The following is a 20,001-nucleotide window of genomic DNA, read 5'->3' as shown; positions in this document are numbered from 1 at the left end:
GTAACGCCAAGCTAAAATTGCTGTCGAAAGGGTGCGTGGTGGTGTCGTTTCATTGCGCTATAATGCGCGCTTTTCCGCGACTGGAAGTTAGTCATGACTCATAAGTCCATTGCCGCAGACAAGGTAGATTCTCGCTCTTTGGTGCAAGCGCACCTGGCGGAGCCGGTAATGTCTCAATATAGCGAAGAAGAGATGCAAGAATGGCGCGAGCGCATTAAGCGCTTGTTGAAAGAACAGAATGCAGTATTGGTCGCACACTACTATACCGACCCTTTGATTCAGGCCCTCGCGGAGGAAACCGGCGGCTGCGTTTCTGACTCATTGGAAATGGCCCGTTTTGGCGCTCAGCACTCCGCCGATACTCTGGTAGTGGCCGGGGTAAAGTTTATGGGTGAGACCGCCAAGATCCTTACCCCGAACAAGAAAGTACTGATGCCGACCCTTGAGGCAACCTGCTCCCTGGATCTCGGCTGTCCCCCGCAAGAATTCTCTGATTTTTGCGATCAGCACCCGGACCGCACGGTGGTGGTTTACGCCAATACTTCTGCTGCGGTAAAAGCCAGGGCGGACTGGGTGGTGACTTCGAGTATTGCGCTGGATGTAGTGGATCACCTGGATGCCAATGGCGAAAAAATCCTTTGGGCACCTGACAAGCACCTCGGCGGCTATGTCCAGCGGGAAACCGGCGCAGACGTACTGTTATGGGACGGTTCCTGTATTGTGCATGAAGAGTTTAAGGCCAAGGGGGTTGAGGACTTAAAGGCCCTCTATCCGGATGCTGTGGTTCTAGTGCATCCTGAATCTCCCGCCTCTGTGGTAGCCCTGGCCGACGTTGTGGGTTCTACCTCGCAGATTATTAATGCTGCCAAGACCCGCCCAGAGAAGCGCTTTATTGTGGCTACCGACCAGGGCATTTTCTACAAGATGCAGCAGGAGTGCCCAGACAAAGAGCTAATGGTGGCGCCAACCGCCGGCGCTGGAGCCACTTGCCGCAGCTGTGCTAATTGCCCCTGGATGGCGATGAACTCTCTGGAGAACCTCTGCGGTGTACTGGAACGCGGGGATAATGAGATCTTTGTGGACCCGGAACTGGGGCGCAAGGCGATGATCCCGCTGCAGCGGATGTTGGATTTCCGCAAAGGTTAGCTCTTGAGGGAGCGGCGGTGAGCAAACAAAAAGAGCGGCCAATGGCCGCTCTTTTTGTTGGGGGGAGTTACAGCTCCTCGATTCTTTCCTGCATTTTCAGCACATCTTTGAGGCGCTGTTCCAAGATGGCATTGACCTGGTAATCGTCTTTTGACATGCGAATTCCATGGCGCAGGTGTTGAATAGCCTTGTCGAATATGCCGTTGAGAATGTAATACTCAGCCCGGGCCTCGTGCACGCCAACAATATCTCCGGCTAATCCGTGGGTCTCCGCCAATAGGTACCAGACTGCCGGGTCTTTCTTCCGCGTACGGCTATATTTCGCCAGCAGGCGCTCTGCAGCCAGGTAGTTGCCGGCTTTAAAGTGGGCATTGGCGAGGCCCATGATTAAGGCGTGGTCTCCCGGGTTGCGATCGAGGGCCCACTGCAGGCGCTTGGTGGCACTGCTGTAGTCTTCTCGCAACAGGTCGATATCCGCTCGGGCCAGCACATAGGCTGCTTTTGAGGGAGTTTTGTCTAACAAGGGCTGCAAGGTGTCCAGCGCTGAATCGGGTCTACCTGCGGCTACTTGGGCCAGGGCGAGACCGTAACGGGCGGCATCCTCATTGTCATTAATGCCATTCAGCTCCGCGCTAAAGCGTTTTACTGCTTGCTGCGGCGTTGGTTCTGTGGCGAGCCGTACTCGGGCGCGCATCAGGTGATAATCCAGGTCCTCGCTGGGAGCCACTTTTTCCATACGCTGAGCGCGCAACTTGGCATCGGCAATACGCTTTTCTGTAACGGGGTGGGTCAGGAGAAATTCTGGGGGGCGTTGGTAGTAACGTGTGGCCTTGAGCATTTGTTCGAACATTTCACCGGCGGCCTCTGGATCGCGGCCGGATTTGGCTAGGGTATCAATACCGACCCTATCTGCCTCTTGCTCATTCTTGCGGCTGAATCGCAGCTGGTTGTCCAGGGCTGCAGCCTGGGTCACGCTCATAGCTGCTATTCCCGCTTCACCACCGGCGGTAGCCGCCAGAACCAAGGCACCGAGCATGCCGGCCAGAGTAGGAATTGTGCTGTTGCGCTGTGCTTCCAGGGAGCGGGCGTAGTGCCGCTGGCTGAGGTGGCCCAATTCGTGAGCAACTACCGATGCAAACTGGTCTTCACGCTCAGCAAACAGAAACAGGCCGGTATGGATCCCCATGACTCCACCGGGGACTGCAAAGGCGTTCATGGTTTTGTTGTTTACTACAACAACATCAATTTCTTTGTCTTCCAGTGGGCTGTACTCGGCCAATTCCTTGACCATGCCCTCGACAAATTGCTGGATCAGGGCATCACTGGAAGTGCGAACCTGACTGCGAAAAATACGCAGCCACATCTGCCCCAGTTCTTTCTCTTGGGTGTGGGAGACGACCCCGCTGGTCCTATCGCCCAGTTCGGGGAGGCGGATTTCATCGCTGTCCGCGATGGCAGCAAACGGGACTGCGCCGAGTAACAACCCCATACCCAGGCTTCGCAGTCCTGCGCGAAGTCGATGGAGGATAGCTGGGGGGCGCGTTCGGTGAAGCAGGCTGTTTTTGGAATCAGTCATCTTGATTACTGCTCGGTCTGTCCATGAAGGATCTATAGTCCAACTCTATACGCTACCCCGTTGGACTGTCGAGGTTTGGACTTAGTGGACCATAAAAGGTTCACACTTGCGCCAGGCGGAAAGTTAAAAAGCGTAAAGCCTGCGCGGGTTATGGCGTCTGGTTCGCGCTATAATCCCCGGCAATTCTGGTTTGTGACTAAAAAGGCAATGTCAGTAACTTCTTCTACCAATCAGCCCGATACCCAGATACCGAACTGGGACGCGGCCACTATTGTGGATGCAAGAAATCTGCCCTGCCCACAACCGTTACTGGCCATGCGCCGGGCATTGCGGGAATACCCAGAGGGAACGCTGCTTTGTGTGCTGGCCACTGATGAAGGGTCCTGGCGAGACTTCCACAGTTTTGCATCTTTAAGTGGCCGGCCCCTGCTCCGCGCTGAGCGACGTAATAATACCTTTCAATATTGGCTGTACGCTGGCAAATGAATAAAGATAAATCCCGAGAGTCTATGTTATCGATTGTAAAAGGCTGGGTGAACCGCTACTTCAGTCAGGAAGAAGTGGTGCTTCTGGTTTTAATATTGACCCTGGCCCTGGTGGTTCTGGCGACTCTGGGCGCTGTGCTGGCCCCGGTATTCACCGCGCTGGTGATCGCCTTCCTGATGCAGGGCATGGTGCAAAAGCTGAAGTCTTGGCGTGTGCCACACTGGCTGGCGGTTACCCTTTCCTGTTTGGTCTTGGTGGGCACTATTGTGGCCCTGTTATTTGTGGTGCTGCCTATTATCTGGCGTCAGTTGGTGCGGCTTGGGGCGGAGTTGCCCAATATGGTACAGCGAGGCCAGGAGCTTTTATTGTTACTCCCTGAGCGCTACCCGCGCTTAATTTCGGCCGGGCAGATCGATGAAATTTTCAATACCCTTGGCAGCGAACTGGGCGGCCTGGGGCAGACACTGCTGGCCTTCTCCCTTACCAACCTACCCATTTTTGCCGGCTTGCTGATTTACGTTGTAGTGGTGCCGATCCTGGTATTTTTCTTCCTGAAGGACGCAGAGCAGCTGATCCGCTGGTGTACCTCTTTCCTGCCCAAAGAACGGCCCATGCTCCACCAGATTTGGCATGAGATGAATGATCAGGTGGCCAATTATGTGCGCGGTAAGGTAATAGAAATTGGCATTGTGGCTGCTGTCAGTTATGCCGCTTTTCTGTTACTGGGGGTGAACTACGCCCTGTTGCTGGCAGTAGCCGTGGGCTTCAGTGTGTTGATTCCTTATATCGGTGCAGCGGTTGTCACTATCCCCGTTGCGGCTATTGGGCTTTTCCAGTGGGGGTGGAGTAACGAGTTTTTATACCTGATGATGACTTACGGCATTATCCAGTTACTCGATGGCAACGTACTGGTACCACTGCTGTTTTCTGAGGCAGTTAACCTGCACCCGGTTGCTATTATCCTCGCGGTACTGTTCTTTGGCGGTATCTGGGGTTTCTGGGGCGTCTTCTTTGCAATTCCCCTGGCGACCTTGCTCAAGGCCATTATGAGTGCCTGGCCCACCCATGAGCACCAGGTGGAATGGGAGGCCAGGAGAAGTTCGGAGTAATTGCCCGATATCTTTCTTTGTCGGTAGGCTATGGCATTTGCTAGAATGCCGCGCTTTCTTTTATTTGGTCCCTTCAAATAGGTGAGAGCCCATGAGCCTGGCTGACAAAGTTCTAGCGGTCAATAATGACCTGCCGATCCGCACCGACAAGCCTATCCACAGTGGCAAGGTCCGTTCCGTATACTGGCTGAGCGAAGAAGACAGCCGCCGCCTGATTGAGGAGAAGGGCTACCCGGTTTCTCCTGACACCCCACTTGCGGTAATGGTGATTTCCGACCGTATCTCCGCGTTCGACTGTATCTGGACTGGCGAAGGCGGTATGCGCGGCGTACCAGGCAAGGGCGCAGCACTAAATGCTATTTCCAACCACTGGTTCAAGCTGTTTAAAGAGCAGGGCCTCGCCGATAGCCACATTCTGGATATCCCGCACCCGCTGGTGTGGATCGTACAGAAGGCGCGCCCGGTTATGATCGAAGCGATCGCCCGTCAGTACATCACCGGCTCCATGTGGCGCTCCTATGAGAAGGGTGAGCGGGAGTTCTGTGGTATCGAGATTTCCGATGGCTTGCAGAAAGACCAGAAGCTGCCTGAATTGCTCATTACTCCCTCCAGCAAAGGTATTCTCAAGGGTATCCCCGGCGTGCCGGAAGTGGACGATGTCAATGTCACTCGCAAGAATATCGAAGACAATTTCGAGGCCTTTGGCTTCCGCAATGCGTGCGATATCGATCTGTACGAGAAGTTGTTAAAAGAAGGTTTCGATTTGATTTCCGCAGAGCTGGAAAAGCTCGATCAGGTCTTTGTCGATACCAAGTTTGAATTCGGCTATGTCACCGATGCCAATGGTGAAGAAAAGCTGATCTATATGGATGAGGTGGGAACCCCGGACTCCTCCCGTATCTGGGACGGCGAAGAGTATCGCGCAGGTAAGGTTGTGGAGAAATCCAAAGAGGGTTTTCGCCAGGCGCTGCTCAACTACTTCCCCGATGCCGATATCCTGTTGAACAAAGATCGCATGGATGAGCGCTCGGCTTTAGCTCGTGATAACGAGCTGCCAGAATCTATGCTGATGGATCTCTCTAATACTTATATTGGTATTGCGGAGAAGATTATTGGTACGAAACTTGAGATATCTGATAATCCTAAAGAGGAATTGCTCGAAGTTCTCCGCAAGGATTACGGTCTGGTCGACTAATCTGGATCGAACTGAAAAAAAGCCGGCGTTTTCGCCGGTTTTTTTATGTCTGCCATAATTCGCCACAATTCCTCCTGTTTTGTGTTCGTATTCCTGCCGCCTTTCGCCCGCTTCCCTCTGTTTAATGACTTCAACATCCAATTTAAAAGTGGAGGGAAGTGAGTGAACAGGGTGATGTTATTCGGGCAGCGGTTCCATAAAGACGATCTGATGTTGCCGACAGAGGAATACTATCGTCGCCGTCAGAAAACTGGTGGTGTAGGGCGCTGGTTGTTATTTGTTGTGGTGGTATTGGCGGTGGTTATTGCGGCAATCGGGGCAGAGGTCAATGCCCAGGAGCTTCCCGCTGTGAGTGATGCGATCCAGCGGGAGTTCACCGAGACAGTTACTCTGGACGATGTAAAGGGCGGGGACTTACTTTTTACTGGCAATGAACCCGAAACGTACATTCCAGCGGTGCACCTGAAAAGTCAGGTCAGTATTTCCGTACGGGGCCTGGTAGCGGAAGTCGAGCTTCAGCAGCAATTCAAGAATACCACCGACGGCTGGCAGGAAGCGGTTTATGCATTACCGCTGCCTGAGCAAGCTGCGGTGGCGGGGCTTGAAATTCAGATGGGCGAGCGCCGCATTGTCGGTAAGGTACACGAGCGAAAAGAGGCCTCCAGGATTTATAAGGCTGCTCGTGCGGCGGGTAAGCGTGCAGCTCTTCTAGAGCAGCAGCGCCCAAATCTGTTTACTAATAAAGTGGCCAATATTGCCCCCGATGAGAGGGTGCAAATTAATATCCGCTACTTGCAGCCGGTTAATTATGACAGTGGCGTTTTTTCACTGCGCATGCCCACGACATTGACTCCGCGCTATATCCCTGGCAAGCCAATACCCTCCCAGGCGTTGAACGGCGATGAACAGGAGTTGGTGGCAGAGAGTAGTGGCTGGGCATTGCCCACTAATCAAGTGCCGGATGCTGCATCGATAACTCCGTTTATGCAGTCAGCGCAGGAGCTACAGGCACTGGGTAGCCATAATATTTCTATCGAGGTGGATCTGCATGGCGGACTGCCGCTAGCAAAAATCGATAGCCCCTATCACCAGATTGATATTGATAACCGGGGTGACGGTCGCTATCGGATTCAATTGCGCGATGAAACAGCCGCAATGGATCGGGATTTCTTATTGAATTGGCAACCGCGCGCTTCTGCTATGCCGCGGGCGGCGTTGTTTAGCGAGAAAATCACAGCGCAAGAGGGGGCAGAAGAGCAGGCTGGTGCTTATTTACAGGTCATGCTACTGCCTCCCAGCGACGGTACTTCCGCGCAGCGTTTACCGAGGGAAGTGATTTATGTGATCGATACTTCCGGTTCCATGTCTGGCAACTCTATTCGCCAGGCGAAGGAGAGCCTTACCCTGGCACTGTCTCGCCTGCACAGTAATGATCGCTTTAACGTTATTGAATTTAACAGTACAACCCGTGCATTTTTCCCGCGCCCGATAGCCGCGAGCGCGGAGAATATTCGCCGCGCGCATCAGGAAATCGAAAACCTGAATGCAGAGGGAGGTACAGAAATGGCGCCGGCCTTGCGAATGGCATTCGGTCAGCAAATGCAGGACGACACCAGTACCGTTCAGCAAGTCGTATTTATTACAGATGGTGCGGTGGGCAATGAGCGGGCCCTGTTCGAGTTAATTAGCCAATCCCTGCATAACGCCCGGCTGTTTACTGTGGGTATTGGTTCGGCTCCCAATAGCCACTTTATGCGCAAAGCTGCTCAGTTTGGGCGCGGTACTTTCGTCACCATCGGTGATATTTCCGAAGTTCGCGAGCGTATGCAGGCTCTGTTCGCCAAGTTGGAAAACCCTATGGCTACAGACCTGCAACTCAGTTGGCCCCAGGGAGTCGTCGCGGATGCCTACCCCAAGCGTATCCCGGATCTCTATAACGGTGAGCCTATGCAGTTGGTGGCCAAGGTGCAGGGTGACCTCTTGCAGGGAGGTATCCAGCTGCGGGGCCGAATGGCGGGTAAACAGTTTGTGCGCAAACTAGCTCTGAAAGTAGAGAGTGATAGCGATACTTCAGGCATCGGCAGTGTCTGGGCGCGCAGCAAGATAGATTCTCTGCGGGACCGGCAGCTTCAGTCTGGAGAGCAGTCGGATGCGGGCTTGGCTCTGCGCGAACAGATTTTACAGATTGCCCTGAGGCATCAACTTGCCAGCCCCTATACCAGTTTTGTTGCAGTTGAAGAGGAAGTTGTACGCAGCGCTGAAGAGAAGTTATCTCGCAGCTCGGTCACCAATATGATGGCTAAAGGGCAAGTGCTACAGCGCCAGGCCTATCCGCAAACTGCTACAGGTCTCTACGGGCAGTTATTGGCAGCGGCGGTATTGTTGATGTTTGCGGCGATCTTCCAGCGCGGTCGGGCCTTGCGCAGCAACTTGACCCGAGCCCTGCGCTCCTTCCTGCGCAGGGTTTTACCGGACCCCCGTCAACCCAGCGGCGCTAATCCTCTGCAACGGGGAGGTGTGTAAGCGTGGCTCGCTCACTGCTCTTTATGCTTTGCTTGGGAACGGGCTTGTGGCAGCTGGGTTCCGCCAGCTGGCTCCTGGCCAAGGCAGAATTGGCCCAAGTGTTGATTAATAGTGCTTGGGAAGAACAGCTACAGGGCGGGGCTCTGCAAAAGCCCTGGCCCTGGGCGGACACCTGGCCAGTGGCCAAGTTAAAGTTGGAAGGACAGTCGCCATTAATTGTTCTCAGCGGCGGTAGTGGCCAGGCGTTGGCTTTCGGCCCTGGTCTCTTAGCTGGGTCCGGCAATCCTGGCGAGCCTCGCACCACGGTTATTGCCGCACACCGGGATACTCACTTTGCGGGATTAGAGCGTGTCAGGCGGGGTACCTCTATTTACCTGCAGGATAAACGCGGACGCTGGCATACTTATCGGGTTGCGGAAATGCGAATTGTGGACAGTGAGAGAGAGCGTTTGCCGATCTTTGCCGAGCGGGGTTTATTGCTGGTGACTTGTTACCCCTTTAATGCCCTGGCGGCTGGTGGCCCGCTGCGTTACTTGGTCTACGCTGAATATCAACCCGGTGGGGAGCTGGTTCAGCTGTGACTGATGTCTTTGTTTGAGACTCGATTTTGTAGTTCATTTTCTCAAAAATTCCACTAAATGTTCCGGTGAAACGGCCAAACGGCAAATAATTGTTTTGCTCTTTTGTTTTATTTGTTACTAACCGTCCTATCTGGAAAATTTTTTGTAGTAATACTACAATTCCCTCCGCTAACAACCGGGGATGGGGTTTTGTCCGCCAGTCTGCGCGGGCCCCGGAACAAATAATCACAGTCAAACTAGGCACTTGCGGCAATCAATTGCGCCGCTTTCCTCACCGTCATATTCGAGTAAAGATTCACAAACTTTGCATTTACGCCAACAAAGTTGGTGAATTGGCGGAACCAAGAAAAAAAGGAAGCTTTTTTTTGCTCGCGCTGTAGTTTGCCCGCGTACCGATTTTTGAGAAATAGACCGACTCGACGTCGCCTAATTCGCCGAGGAGCACTTGATGCACGAAGATACCGATAACCTCGAAACGCAGGAGTGGCTGGACGCGCTGCAAGCGGTTATCCGCTATAGCGGCAAAGAACGCGCAGCCTTCCTCCTGAAGCAGCTGTCTGACCGCGCTACCGATGTAGGCGTACAATTGCCTGCGGCAATCACCACTCCCTATCGCAATTCCATTCCGCCCAATGCGGAAAAGCGTATGCCTGGCGACTTATTTATGGAGCGCCGCATTCGCTCCCTGATTCGCTGGAATGCCCTGGCGATGGTGGTACGTGCCAACCAGAATGACGATGGCCTCGGCGGCCATATTTCCAGTTTCTCCTCTGCGGCGACACTCTACGATGTGGGCTTTAACTACTTCTTCCGTGGCAATGAAGGTGAAGAGCGCGGCGACCTGATTTTCTTCCAGGGCCACAGCGCACCGGGTATTTATGCCCGCTCCTACCTGGAAGGGCGTTTCGATGAAGAGCAGCTGGACAACTTCCGCCGCGAAGTGAACGGCAATGGCCTGTCCTCTTACCCGCACCCCTGGCTGATGCCGGAGTACTGGCAGTTCCCTACGGTTTCCATGGGATTGGGGCCGATCCAGGCGATTTACCAGGCGCACATTATGCGCTACCTGTCTGCCCGCGGCCTGTCCCCGCGCGGCGATCGCAAGGTGTGGGCTTTCCTAGGAGATGGTGAATGTGACGAGCCGGAAACCCTGGGCGCAATTTCCCTGGCCGGTCGCGAGCAACTGGAAAATCTGGTGTTCGTGGTTAACTGTAACCTGCAGCGTCTGGACGGCCCGGTACGCGGCAACGGTAAGATCGTGCAGGAGCTGGAAGGCGTATTCCGCGGTGCCGGTTGGAATGTTGTCAAAGTACTCTGGGGCCGCCTATGGGATCCGCTTCTGGAGAAAGATGACAAAGGCCTGTTGCAGAAAGTCATGGACGAAGTGGTCGATGGCGAGATGCAGAACTTCAAGGCCAACGGCGGTGCTTATACCCGCGAGCACTTCTTCGGCAAATACCCGGAGTTGCTGGAGCTGGTTAAGGATATGTCCGACGATGAGATCATGAAGCTCAATCGTGGCGGCCATGATCCTTACAAGGTATACGCAGCTTACGCGGCGGCGATGGCCCACAAAGGCCAGCCCACCGTGATCCTGGCCCAGACCGTTAAAGGTTACGGCTTGGGCTCCGCCGGTGAAGCGGCGATGGATACCCACTCTGTGAAGAAGCTGGACCTGGATTCCCTCAAGCGTTTCCGCGATCGCTTTGCCATTCCGCTCACTGATAAAGAGCTGGAAGAAGTTCCTTACTACCGCCCATCTCCGGACAGCCCGGAAATGAAATATATGGCGGAGCGCCGCAAGGCCTTGGGTGGCCCGGTTCCCCGTCGCCCGGTTGAGTGCCCGAAACTGGAAGTCCCTGGTCTCGATGCCTTCAGCGCACTGACCAAAGGTTCCGGTGAGCGCGAGATCTCCACTACCATGGCATTTGTCCGCGCGATCGCCGCCCTGGTAAAAGACAAGAATATCGGCAAGAACATCGCGCCGATCGTTCCCGATGAAGCCCGTACCTTCGGTATGGAAGGCCTGTTCCGCCAGCTGGGTATCTATTCCTCCCAGGGGCAGCGCTACACCCCGGTGGATCACGGCCAGATCATGTATTACAAGGAAGATAAGAAAGGCCAAGTGCTGGAAGAGGGCATCAACGAAGCCGGTGCTATGTCCGCCTGGATGGCGTTGGCCACTGCCTACAGCAACCACGGTGTGCCGATGGTGCCTTTCTATATCTACTACTCCATGTTCGGCTTCCAGCGCGTTGGCGACCTGGCATGGGCCGCTGGTGATATGCAGGCGCGCGGATTCCTGATCGGTGCCACTGCCGGCCGTACCACCTTGAACGGTGAAGGTCTTCAGCACCAGGATGGCCACAGCCACGTGCTGTCCTCCACTATCCCCAACTGCCGCAGCTACGACCCGGCTTACGGTTATGAGCTGGCGGTGGTTATGCAGCGCGGCTTGAAAGAGATGTACGAAGAGCAGAAGAACCTCTTCTACTACATCACTATCGAGAACGAAAACTACCTGCAGCCGGAAATGCCTCAGGGCGTGGAAGAGGGCATTATTCGCGGTATCTACAAACTGCAGTCCAACGTCAAGAAAGGGGCCAAGGGCAAAGCGGCGAAGAAACATGTACAGCTGATTGGTGGCGGTACTATTTTGCGCGAAGTACTGGCAGCGGCGGATATCCTCGCCGACCAGTTCGGAGTGACCTCCGATGTCTGGAGCCTCACCTCCGCTGTGGAATCGGCCCGTGAAGGCCAGGATGTGGCGCGCTGGAATATGCTGCACCCGGAAGCCGAGCCGCGCAAAGCCTGGATCACTGAGCAGTTCGAAGGCAATACCTCCCCGGTTATCGCCTCCACCGACTACATCCGTTCCTATGTGGAACCACTGCGCGAATTTATCGACGGTGAACTGACCACCCTGGGTACCGATGGTTTCGGCCGCAGTGACAGCCGCGAGCAGCTGCGTCGCTTCTTCGAAGTGGATCGCAACTACGTGGTAATTGCCGCACTGAACGGCTTGGCCAAGCAGGGCGTTATTGATGCGAAAGAGGTTGCGGAAGCAATCGTGAAGCTCAATATCGACGCCGAAAAAGTTAACCCGCGCATCAGCTAAGAGAAGGCAGAACTCCTATGGCAAAACAAGTCATTAAAGTGCCTGATCTCGGTGGTGCCGATCAGGTGGATGTGATTGAAATTTCTGTTGCTGTCGGCGATACCGTCGCGCAAGAGGATTCACTGATTGTGGTGGAGGGCGATAAAGCCTCCATGGATGTGCCAGCCCCAGTGGCTGGCAAAATCCTCAGCATCAGCGTGAAAGAGGGCGATAAGGTCTCTGAAGGCGACGTGATTGGGGAAATCGAAACCGATGTGGCGGAAGCGCCGGCAGAGGAGCCCGCTGAGGCCCCCGCCAAGCAAGAAGCTGCACCAGTTGCAGAGCCTGTGGCTGAAGCCCCTGTGGCGACGCCGAGCGGCGAGCCGAAAGAGGAAACGATCCAGATCCCGGATCTGGGCGGTGCTGATGCGGTTGATGTGATCGAGATCAGTGTACAGCCCGGTGATGTGGTTGAAGAGGGGGACTCCCTGATTGTGGTGGAAGGCGATAAAGCCTCTATGGATGTGCCTTCCCCCAGCGCCGGTACCGTGGTTTCTATCGCGGTAAAAGAAGGCGATAAGGTTTCCACGGGTGACACCCTGGGCGTGTTGAAAGTAGTTGCTGCAGGCGCCGCCGAGCCCACAGCTCCAGCTGCAGCTCCTGCAGCGACAGCGCCTGCCGAGAGCGCGCCGCAACAGGCATCTGCGTCTGTTGAACCCCCGGCAGTGCCGCAGAAAGACTTTCAGCTGGAGCGCAACCTTACCGCAGCAGCCCAGGTTTACGCCGGCCCTGCCGTGCGCAAACTGGCCCGCGAGTTGGGTGTTACCTTGAATAAGGTGAAGCCCACCGGTCCGCGCAACCGGGTCTCCAAGGACGATCTGCACAACTATATCCGCGACCAGGTGAAGAAAGCTGAGAGCGGTGCGGTTGGTGTCGGCGGTGGAATCGGTATCGCCAAGATGCCGGATATCGACTTCAGCCAGTTTGGCCCGGTGAATGTGGAGCCGATGAGCAAGATCCACAAGATCACCGCAGCCAACATGTCGCGCAACTGGCTCAACGTGCCTCACGTCACCCAGTTTGACGATGCGGATATCACAGAGCTGGAAACCTTCCGCAAGTCCATGAAGGCCGAGGCGGAGAAGCGTGGAGTGAAGCTCACTCCAGTGCCTTTCCTGCTGAAAGCGGTAGCCGCGGCCCTGCGTGCAGAGCCGAGCTTTAATGTGTCCCTGCACAACGATGGCGAGCACATTGTGCGCAAGGACTATGTGCATGTGGGTATGGCAGTAGATACACCCAAAGGCTTAATGGTGCCGGTTATCCGCGATGTGGATAAGAAAGGCCTGTACGAGCTGGCGGCCGAGGCCACTGAAATGGCCCTGAAAGCCCGCGATGGCAAGCTGAAGCCCAACGAGATGCAGGGCGCCTGCTTTACCATTTCCAGTTTGGGGGCTATCGGCGGCACCGGATTTACCCCGATCGTCAATTCTCCGGAAGTTGGTATCCTCGGTGTTTCCAAGCTGGCGATGAAGCCGGTGTGGAACGGTAAGGACTTTGAGCCTCGTCAAATGTTGCCCTTGGCACTCTCCTACGATCACCGCGCGGTAAATGGCGGAGATGCCGGACGCTTTATGACTTACTTGGTTAGCGTGCTGGCAGATGTGCGCAGACTGTTGCTGTAATTACCAGCGAGTTAAAGCCAGTAAAAAAAGCGGCCAATCGGCCGCTTTTTTTATAGTCAGGACTAAGGAGCCTCTGAATAACTCCGTGATGCCTCTGGCATGCAGAGCGGTTCACAATCAAGGCGCGGCTTCGCAGGAATGTCTAGACCTTTCAAGAAGTCGCAACGCGGAGTGTGAATCGCTCTGTAAGCCCCGAAGGGCGGGCCTTGAAGGCCGCATCTGCTGCGTTGCAGCTCTTGCAAAGGGCTAGGGCCATTCGCGGCGAGCTGCGCCTAACATCTGCAGCCTTCAAGACCCGCAGAGGCATTACGGAGTTATTTAGAGGCTCCCTACATTCCATATAAGTAAGTTAGCCTTTAAGTGGAAATGAACTATTCGCCGCGTAAAACAACAATAAGATGATTTACGCGCAAATCGATTCTGGGTTGCTGGCTGCTAATGCCTCGGCAGCTAGACTCACAGAGAGGCTACTATCATCGCAGCACTGAAAATGTGAGGTGTCGGATTATGGGACCTACAAGGAAATTCGCGTTGCCGCTTGTGGCGGTATTTGCGATGCAGGGCTGCTTGTTTTTGCCTGCGGACGAAGTGGAGGGTGAAGACCCTTTCTTTTATGAGGCAGAGGCTGCCGGACAAAGCGCCAGCTTTGTGGAAGTCGGCAGTAACCACACAAAATACCCACAACCCCTTACCGCCAAAAGCGAATGCGAGGCGGCGGATTGCGTAGATAGCTTGCAAGACTCCATGGCCTGGTTTTTCCCTATATTGCGGGTTTACTAACGACAGTAGCTGAGCCTAGTGTGGAGCTGTTGCGAAATAGCCGGATCTAAAAGTGCGTGGACTCTGTCCGCGCGGTGCTGATACGGAGCGCTACCATGCAAAAGTTTGCGATATTTATTTCTGCCTTGTCGATGGGTGTATTCCTTGAGGGTTGTGGAACCCCCGATACGCGCAATCAAGTGGTTTATCCCGTAAGCCCGCCAATTCCCCGCCATGCGGAATACCGGGGTTATCCCTCTTCTCACTCTTCTCATTCCTCCCATGTGCCAGATGCACCTGCGTCTCCAACAAGCTGCCCGGGAGACTCTGAGGAGCTGGCGCCGGGTTCTATTTGCCCACCCAGTGCCCGTTGTTTTGACATCTCCGGTGGAAGGCGTTGTATTTCCTATGAAAATTAGCGTTGTTTTTATTCTTATTCTTGTAGCGCAGTCCTTGGCGGGCTGCGTGGCTGACGGTTTCGGTTATGACTTAACCGGCACGGCAACTTACTACACCTACAAAACTACTCCGGTGCCACCGGATGAACTTACAGCATTCCCGCGTTTTTGTCTGGCCGGTGATCCCTATATGGGAAGTCTCGACAACTGTATTGCCGAGGGTGTGCACTGCTATCAACTGGACACCGGTGATTGGTGTGAAGGACCCTATTCACCATTTGAGTTGAGTTACAGTTTCTACTGACCAAGTAATTTTCCGCTAGTGCCGCTTTTTGAGCCGGTGCGAAATGGTGGTATGGGGGCACGCAGTTTATTTTGACTCCATTGTTTTTTCCTGAGTGGAGTAAAAATTAAGACTGGATCGTTTTATTTTGGGATGCCGATTTAAACAGGTTTCATAATGAGGGGTGCCAATAGAAGCTGGATGCGAAATGTAATTGTCGCAGTGGATCAGCTGGGAAATGCTATTGCCGGTGGTAATCCCGATGCAACAATATCGGCACGCTGTGGGTATTTTTCTAGAGTGACGGAAACCCGTTTTCGCCACTATTGGAGATTTTTGGAGCGGGTGATTAATTACACCTTGATGCCAATAGATGGGCCGGATCACTGTTACCAGTCTTATCTGTGGGATCGCGCTGAGAAACACGAAGAGGGCAGTGACTATATGCGAGCCCTTCTGGGGGTGATCGTTATTATTTTTTGTGTACCCATGGGGTTATTGATTCGGGTTTATGTAATTTTATTTCCGAGAGCCCGCTGGAAAAAGGAAACGCGCAAATAGAAAAAAGCCCGGACGCACAGCATTTATGCGCCCAGGCTAAGCGGGGTTAAGTGTTAGCCACTTGCTCCAGAGGTAAGTTACTCTCCTGGCTATCTGTAGTGCGGGCAGCTGATAGTTTACCGCCGGCAATCTTGCGCAGGGCAACATAAAATACCGGAGTGAGGAACAGGCCAAACAGGGTTACACCGATCATGCCGGTAAATACGGTAATGCCCATGGCATTGCGCACCTCAGCGCCAGCGCCGCCGGCCAATACCAGTGGAACAACACCGGCAATAAAGGCGACTGAGGTCATAATGATCGGGCGCAGACGCAGGCGGCAGGCTTCCAGTGCAGCCTCGACAGTGCCTTTGCCTTCCATTTCCAGTTCGCGAGCAAATTCCACGATTAAAATAGCGTTCTTACAAGCGAGCCCCATCAGTACAACCAGCCCGACTTGAACAAATACATTGTTGTCGCCGCCAGTAGCCCAGACACCAAATAGTGCAGCCAGCAGACACATGGGCACGATCAGGATTACCGCCAGTGGCATTACCCAGCTTTCATAGAGGGCGGCCAGTACCAGGAATACCAGTAGTACTGCGAGAGGGAAAACCACCATAGCGGCATTGCCCTGGTTGACCTGCTGGAAGCTGAGGTCGGTCCACTGGATTTGCATGCCCGGTGGCAGGGCTTGGCTGGCAACCTGCTCAACCGCTGCCAGTGCCTCGGAAGAAGACAACATGCTGGGATCGGACTGCCCCATCAGATCGGCTGCGGGATAGCCGTTGTAGCGGATCACCGGATCGGGTCCGTAACTCTGGCGCAGGGTCACCATGGTGCTGATGGGCACCATCTCCCCATTCATATTGCGAGTGTAGAGATTATCGAGATCCTGCACTTCATCGCGGAAGGGTGCATCAGCCTGGGCAACGACCTGGTAGGTGCGGCCGAAAAGGTTGAAGTCGTTGATATACATAGAGCCGAAGTAGAGCTGCAGGGTGCCGAACAAGTCGTCCATGCGCACACCTTGAGCCTTGGCCTGTAGTCGATCCACTTCCGCGTCCATCTGCGGCACATTGGCCTGGTAGGAGCTGAAGGGGTAGCTGAGGCCGCTGGCTTGGCTCAGGGCGCCAGCCAACATATTGGTGGCGTTTTGCAACTCACCGTAGCCGGCACCGCGACGGTCCTGAACATAGAGGGAGTAGCCGGAGCCGGCACCCAGACCGAAGATGGGCGGCGGCATAAAGGTCATGGCAAAGCCTTCCTTGATCTGTGAGATCTTGCCATTTAGCTCCGCAGCGATTTCCTGGGCACTGCGCTCACGTTCATCGAAATCGTCGAACAGGATAAATACCGTGCCCACGTTGGGAGTGTTGGTACCTTGCAGGGCATTGAAGCCGACAAAGGCCGCGGCGTTGGCAACACCTTCTGTTTCCAGGGCCAATTCACTCACGCGGCGAGCAACTTCCTCGGTGCGATCCAGGGAGGCACCTTCCGGCAGGCGGATACTACCCACCAGGTAAGTCTTATCCTGAACCGGAATAAAGCCGCCGGGGACCTGTTGGAACAGGGCGAAAGTACCGCCGAGCAATATCAGGTAAACACCAAATACGATACCGCGACGCTTGAGGCTACCACCAACGATCCGCTGGTAACGCTCGGAATTGCGCTGGAAGAAGCGGTTGAACGGGCGGAATATCCAGCCGAACAAACGCTCAATAATCCGCGCGGGCATATCCGGTTTGGCGCCGTGAGGCTTCAACAGAGTTGCTGCCAGAGCCGGAGATAGAGTCAGAGAGTTGATCGCGGAGATAATGGTGGCGATGGCAATAGTGGTGGCAAACTGGCGGTAGAACTGGCCGGTGATGCCGTCCAGGAATGCCATGGGCACAAACACCGCGCAGAGCACCAGGCTGATCGCGACAATCGGACCGCTCACCTCGCGCATGGCCTGGTGGGCAGCGGCTAAAGGCGTCAGTCCCTCCTCGATATTCCGCTCGACGTTTTCCACCACCACAATGGCGTCATCCACCACAATACCGATGGCCAGCACCATGGCGAACAGGGTTAGGGTGTTGATTGAGAAACCCAACATCAACAGCACCGCAAAGGTGCCGACAATAGATACCGGCACGGCCAACAGCGGGATCAGTGAGGCGCGCCAGGTTTGCAGGAACAGGATAACCACCAGAACCACGAGCAGCACGGCTTCCAGTAGGGTCTTGATCACTGAGCTGATGGAGGTGCTAACAAAAACCGTGGGGTCGTAAGCGACTTCCCATTTGAGTCCTTCCGGGAACTGGTCATCCAGTTCAGCCATTTTCTCCCGTACCGCCGCAGAAACTTCCAATGAGTTGGAGCCGGGGGATTGGAAAATAGGGATGGCGACAGCCTGGCGGCCGTTGAGCAGGGCGCGCAGGGAGTCCTGGGAAGAGGCCAGCTCTACACGGGCCACATCTCTCAGGCGTGTGATCTCACCATTATTGCCGGTCTTGAGTACAACATCGCCAAACTCCTCTTCACTTTCCAGGCGGCCTTTGGCGTTAATGGAAATCAGGAAGTCGGAGCCGTTCGGCATGGGGGAGGCGCCGATCTGGCCAGCGGAAACCTGTACGTTCTGCTCGCGCACGGCACTGACAATATCGGCAGCAGTAATGCCTACGGCGGCGGCTTTCTGCGGGTCCACCCACAGGCGCATGGCGTAGTCACCGGAACCGAATACGGCGGCGAGACCCACGCCGGGAATGCGCGATAGCTCATCGCGAATATGCAGTACGGCGTAGTTGCGAATATAGGTAGCGTCGAGGCTGTCGTCCGGTGAAATCAGGTGCACCGCCATCATCAGGTTTGGCGACTGCTTCTGGGTAGTAACACCTTGCAGGCGGACATCTTCGGGTAGGCGCGGCAGGGCCTGGGACACCCGGTTTTGCACCTGTACCTGGGCTTGGTCCGGGTCGGTGCCCAACTCAAAGGTCACGTTCAAAGTCAGGGTGCCGTCACTACCAGCCACTGACTTCATGTAGATCATATTTTCCACGCCGTTAATCGCTTCTTCCAGCGGCGTGGCTACAGTTTCTGAGATCGTCTTAGGGTTAGCGCCAGGATAGCGAGCACTTACTTGCACGCTGGGGGGCACAACTTCGGGATATTCGCTGACCGGCAGTGAGGGAATACTGATCAGGCCGACGACGAAAATAATGATCGACAACACGGATGCAAATATCGGTCTGTCGACAAAGAAACGGGAAAAATTCATATACTGCTACTCCGAGAGCGACTTAGTCAGCCGCTCGGATTCCATTGATAGGATTAGCTGAATGTATGGGCTCACTTCGGCAAGCCCTTTGCTCTTTGTTTAGTGGCCGGCGACTTGGGTCGCCTTTACCTGCTCCTGCATGGCCACCATTTCCGGTGCGACGGGCATGCCCGGGAAGAAAATCTTTTGCAGGCCATTCACCACAATTTTCTCGCCGGGCTCCAGGCCGCTGCGGATAACAACGAGGTCACCTTGGCGTTGGCCAGCGACCACGGGGCGCTTTTCGGTGACATTACTGTCGTTGACGATGTAAACATACCGGCGGTCCTGATCGGTAAGAACCGCTTTGCTATTGATTAAAACTGCCTGTGAAACCTCTTCAATTGGCATTTCCACCCGGGCAAATTGCCCTGGTCTGAAAAAGCCGTCCCTGTTGTTAACCACAGCGCGGAACTGAATAGTGCCGGTATGGCTGTTCAAGCGGTTATCAATAAAGTCCAACTCTCCACTGTGTGGATAGCCCTGCTCACCGGCGAGACCTACGCGCACAGCAGGTTTTTGCCCGCTATTAAGTAAGTCGCGGCCCTTAGCAAAAGTCTGTTCGTCACTTTCGAAATACACGTACATTGGGTCGACAGAGACCAGCGTTGTCAGCAGGGTGCTGTCGGCATTGGCGAGATTGCCTTGAGTAACCAGGGCGCGGCTTACTCGGCCACTTATTGGTGCTTTAACTTCAGTGTATTGAAGGTCCAACTGGGCATTTTCCAGCGCTGCCTCGGCGGCGCTGAGGGCCGCTCGGGCCGAATCTCGCGAAGCGATACGCCGATCGTATTCCTCGCGGGAGATGGCTTTGCTGTTGAGTAGCTGTTTTGCCCGGCCGGCTTGCTTCTCGCTATAGGAGAGGTCGCTGCGAACCCGAGCCAGGTCTGCGCGGGCGGCGCGTTCGCGAGCTTGGTAAGGGCGGGGGTCAATGGTGAATAGGACATCGCCCTGTTTGACCAGAGTTCCCTCGGCAAATGAAACCTTGTCGATATAGCCGCTAACCCGTGGGCGCAGTTCAACGGTTTCTGGGGCTGCCACACGGCCGGTAAAGCTGCGCCACAATGTCGTATTTCCTGCAGATACCTGGGCGACCTCCACGGCTGGGGGAGGCGGTTGTTGACCGCTGGGTGCGTCACTGTTGCAGCCGGCGAGTACCAGTGCAGATACGCCGAATAAAACCGTCGTTAATTTTCTTACCATTACGCGTGTACTCCCTTTGCTACGGAGGGGGAAGGGCTATTGGGTGCTTCTCCCAGTAAGGGCGTAACTCTAGCGGTGGCCAAGTTGGTTGCGGTATTCGGGAACTGTTAATTGATTGCCTATTT

Annotated in this window: 15 protein-coding genes; 12 read left to right on the top strand and 3 right to left on the bottom strand. The window is 54.8% G+C overall.

The window, feature by feature from the left end:
• The first annotated feature begins 93 nt into the window (after positions 1-93).
• Positions 94-1,146, top strand: coding sequence for a quinolinate synthase NadA (nadA, locus tag ACJJIZ_RS20830; protein WP_444914724.1), 1,053 nt, complete (start codon positions 94-96; stop codon positions 1,144-1,146).
• Positions 1,147-1,213: 67 nt separating this feature from the next.
• Here the strand turns inward: nadA and ACJJIZ_RS20825 are convergent, their stop codons facing one another.
• Entirely contained in the window at positions 1,214-2,722 is a 1,509-nt protein-coding gene (locus ACJJIZ_RS20825) for a M48 family metalloprotease (RefSeq protein ID WP_444914723.1), read from the bottom strand.
• A gap of 192 nt (positions 2,723-2,914) precedes the next feature.
• Between ACJJIZ_RS20825 and ACJJIZ_RS20820 the strand changes: the two genes are divergently transcribed.
• The 11 genes from ACJJIZ_RS20820 to ACJJIZ_RS20770 all read left to right on the top strand — a co-directional run bounded on the left by ACJJIZ_RS20820 (position 2,915) and on the right by ACJJIZ_RS20770 (position 15,396).
• Entirely contained in the window at positions 2,915-3,208 is a 294-nt protein-coding gene (locus tag ACJJIZ_RS20820; RefSeq protein WP_444914722.1) for a sulfurtransferase TusA family protein, read from the top strand.
• 23 nt (positions 3,209-3,231) lie between these two features.
• Positions 3,232-4,317 (top strand): AI-2E family transporter, encoded by a 1,086-nt coding sequence (locus tag ACJJIZ_RS20815; protein WP_282934585.1) that lies wholly within the window; start codon positions 3,232-3,234, stop codon positions 4,315-4,317.
• A 91-nt stretch (positions 4,318-4,408) separates the two neighbouring features.
• Positions 4,409-5,512: a phosphoribosylaminoimidazolesuccinocarboxamide synthase gene (locus tag ACJJIZ_RS20810; RefSeq protein WP_444914721.1), complete on the top strand. Its 1,104-nt coding sequence runs from the start codon at positions 4,409-4,411 to the stop codon at positions 5,510-5,512.
• A gap of 162 nt (positions 5,513-5,674) precedes the next feature.
• Entirely contained in the window at positions 5,675-8,035 is a 2,361-nt protein-coding gene (locus tag ACJJIZ_RS20805) for a marine proteobacterial sortase target protein (protein WP_444914720.1), read from the top strand.
• Between the two features lie 2 nt (positions 8,036-8,037).
• Positions 8,038-8,616 carry a class GN sortase gene (locus ACJJIZ_RS20800; protein WP_444895154.1) on the top strand — a complete coding sequence of 193 codons (579 nt, stop codon included), beginning with the start codon at positions 8,038-8,040 and terminating at the stop codon, positions 8,614-8,616.
• Between the two features lie 448 nt (positions 8,617-9,064).
• Complete coding sequence (gene aceE, locus ACJJIZ_RS20795) at positions 9,065-11,734, top strand: pyruvate dehydrogenase (acetyl-transferring), homodimeric type (RefSeq protein WP_444914719.1); 2,670 nt, start codon at positions 9,065-9,067, stop codon at positions 11,732-11,734.
• A gap of 17 nt (positions 11,735-11,751) precedes the next feature.
• A complete protein-coding gene (gene aceF / locus ACJJIZ_RS20790) occupies positions 11,752-13,395 on the top strand; it encodes a dihydrolipoyllysine-residue acetyltransferase (RefSeq protein WP_444914718.1) in 1,644 nt (547 codons plus the stop codon).
• Between the two features lie 507 nt (positions 13,396-13,902).
• Positions 13,903-14,175, top strand: coding sequence for a hypothetical protein (locus ACJJIZ_RS20785; protein WP_282934208.1), 273 nt, complete (start codon positions 13,903-13,905; stop codon positions 14,173-14,175).
• Between the two features lie 95 nt (positions 14,176-14,270).
• Positions 14,271-14,573 carry a hypothetical protein gene (locus tag ACJJIZ_RS20780; RefSeq protein WP_282934207.1) on the top strand — a complete coding sequence of 101 codons (303 nt, stop codon included), beginning with the start codon at positions 14,271-14,273 and terminating at the stop codon, positions 14,571-14,573.
• Entirely contained in the window at positions 14,563-14,856 is a 294-nt protein-coding gene (locus tag ACJJIZ_RS20775; protein WP_444906377.1) for a hypothetical protein, read from the top strand. Before ACJJIZ_RS20780 ends, ACJJIZ_RS20775 begins: the two co-directional genes overlap by 11 nt.
• A gap of 180 nt (positions 14,857-15,036) precedes the next feature.
• Complete coding sequence (locus tag ACJJIZ_RS20770) at positions 15,037-15,396, top strand: hypothetical protein (RefSeq protein WP_444892827.1); 360 nt, start codon at positions 15,037-15,039, stop codon at positions 15,394-15,396.
• A 46-nt stretch (positions 15,397-15,442) separates the two neighbouring features.
• On the opposite strand, the gene ACJJIZ_RS20765 is transcribed toward ACJJIZ_RS20770, so the two are convergent.
• Positions 15,443-18,634 carry an efflux RND transporter permease subunit gene (locus ACJJIZ_RS20765; protein WP_282934204.1) on the bottom strand — a complete coding sequence of 1,064 codons (3,192 nt, stop codon included), beginning with the start codon at positions 18,632-18,634 and terminating at the stop codon, positions 15,443-15,445.
• Positions 18,635-18,733: 99 nt separating this feature from the next.
• Positions 18,734-19,876, bottom strand: a complete 1,143-nt coding sequence (locus tag ACJJIZ_RS20760; RefSeq protein WP_282934203.1) for an efflux RND transporter periplasmic adaptor subunit — start codon at positions 19,874-19,876, stop codon at positions 18,734-18,736.
• Positions 19,877-20,001 lie beyond the last annotated feature (125 nt).

This window comes from Microbulbifer maximicatervae (SeqCode) (genome assembly GCF_052467225.1).
This window is presented reverse-complemented; position numbering and strand designations above follow the sequence as displayed.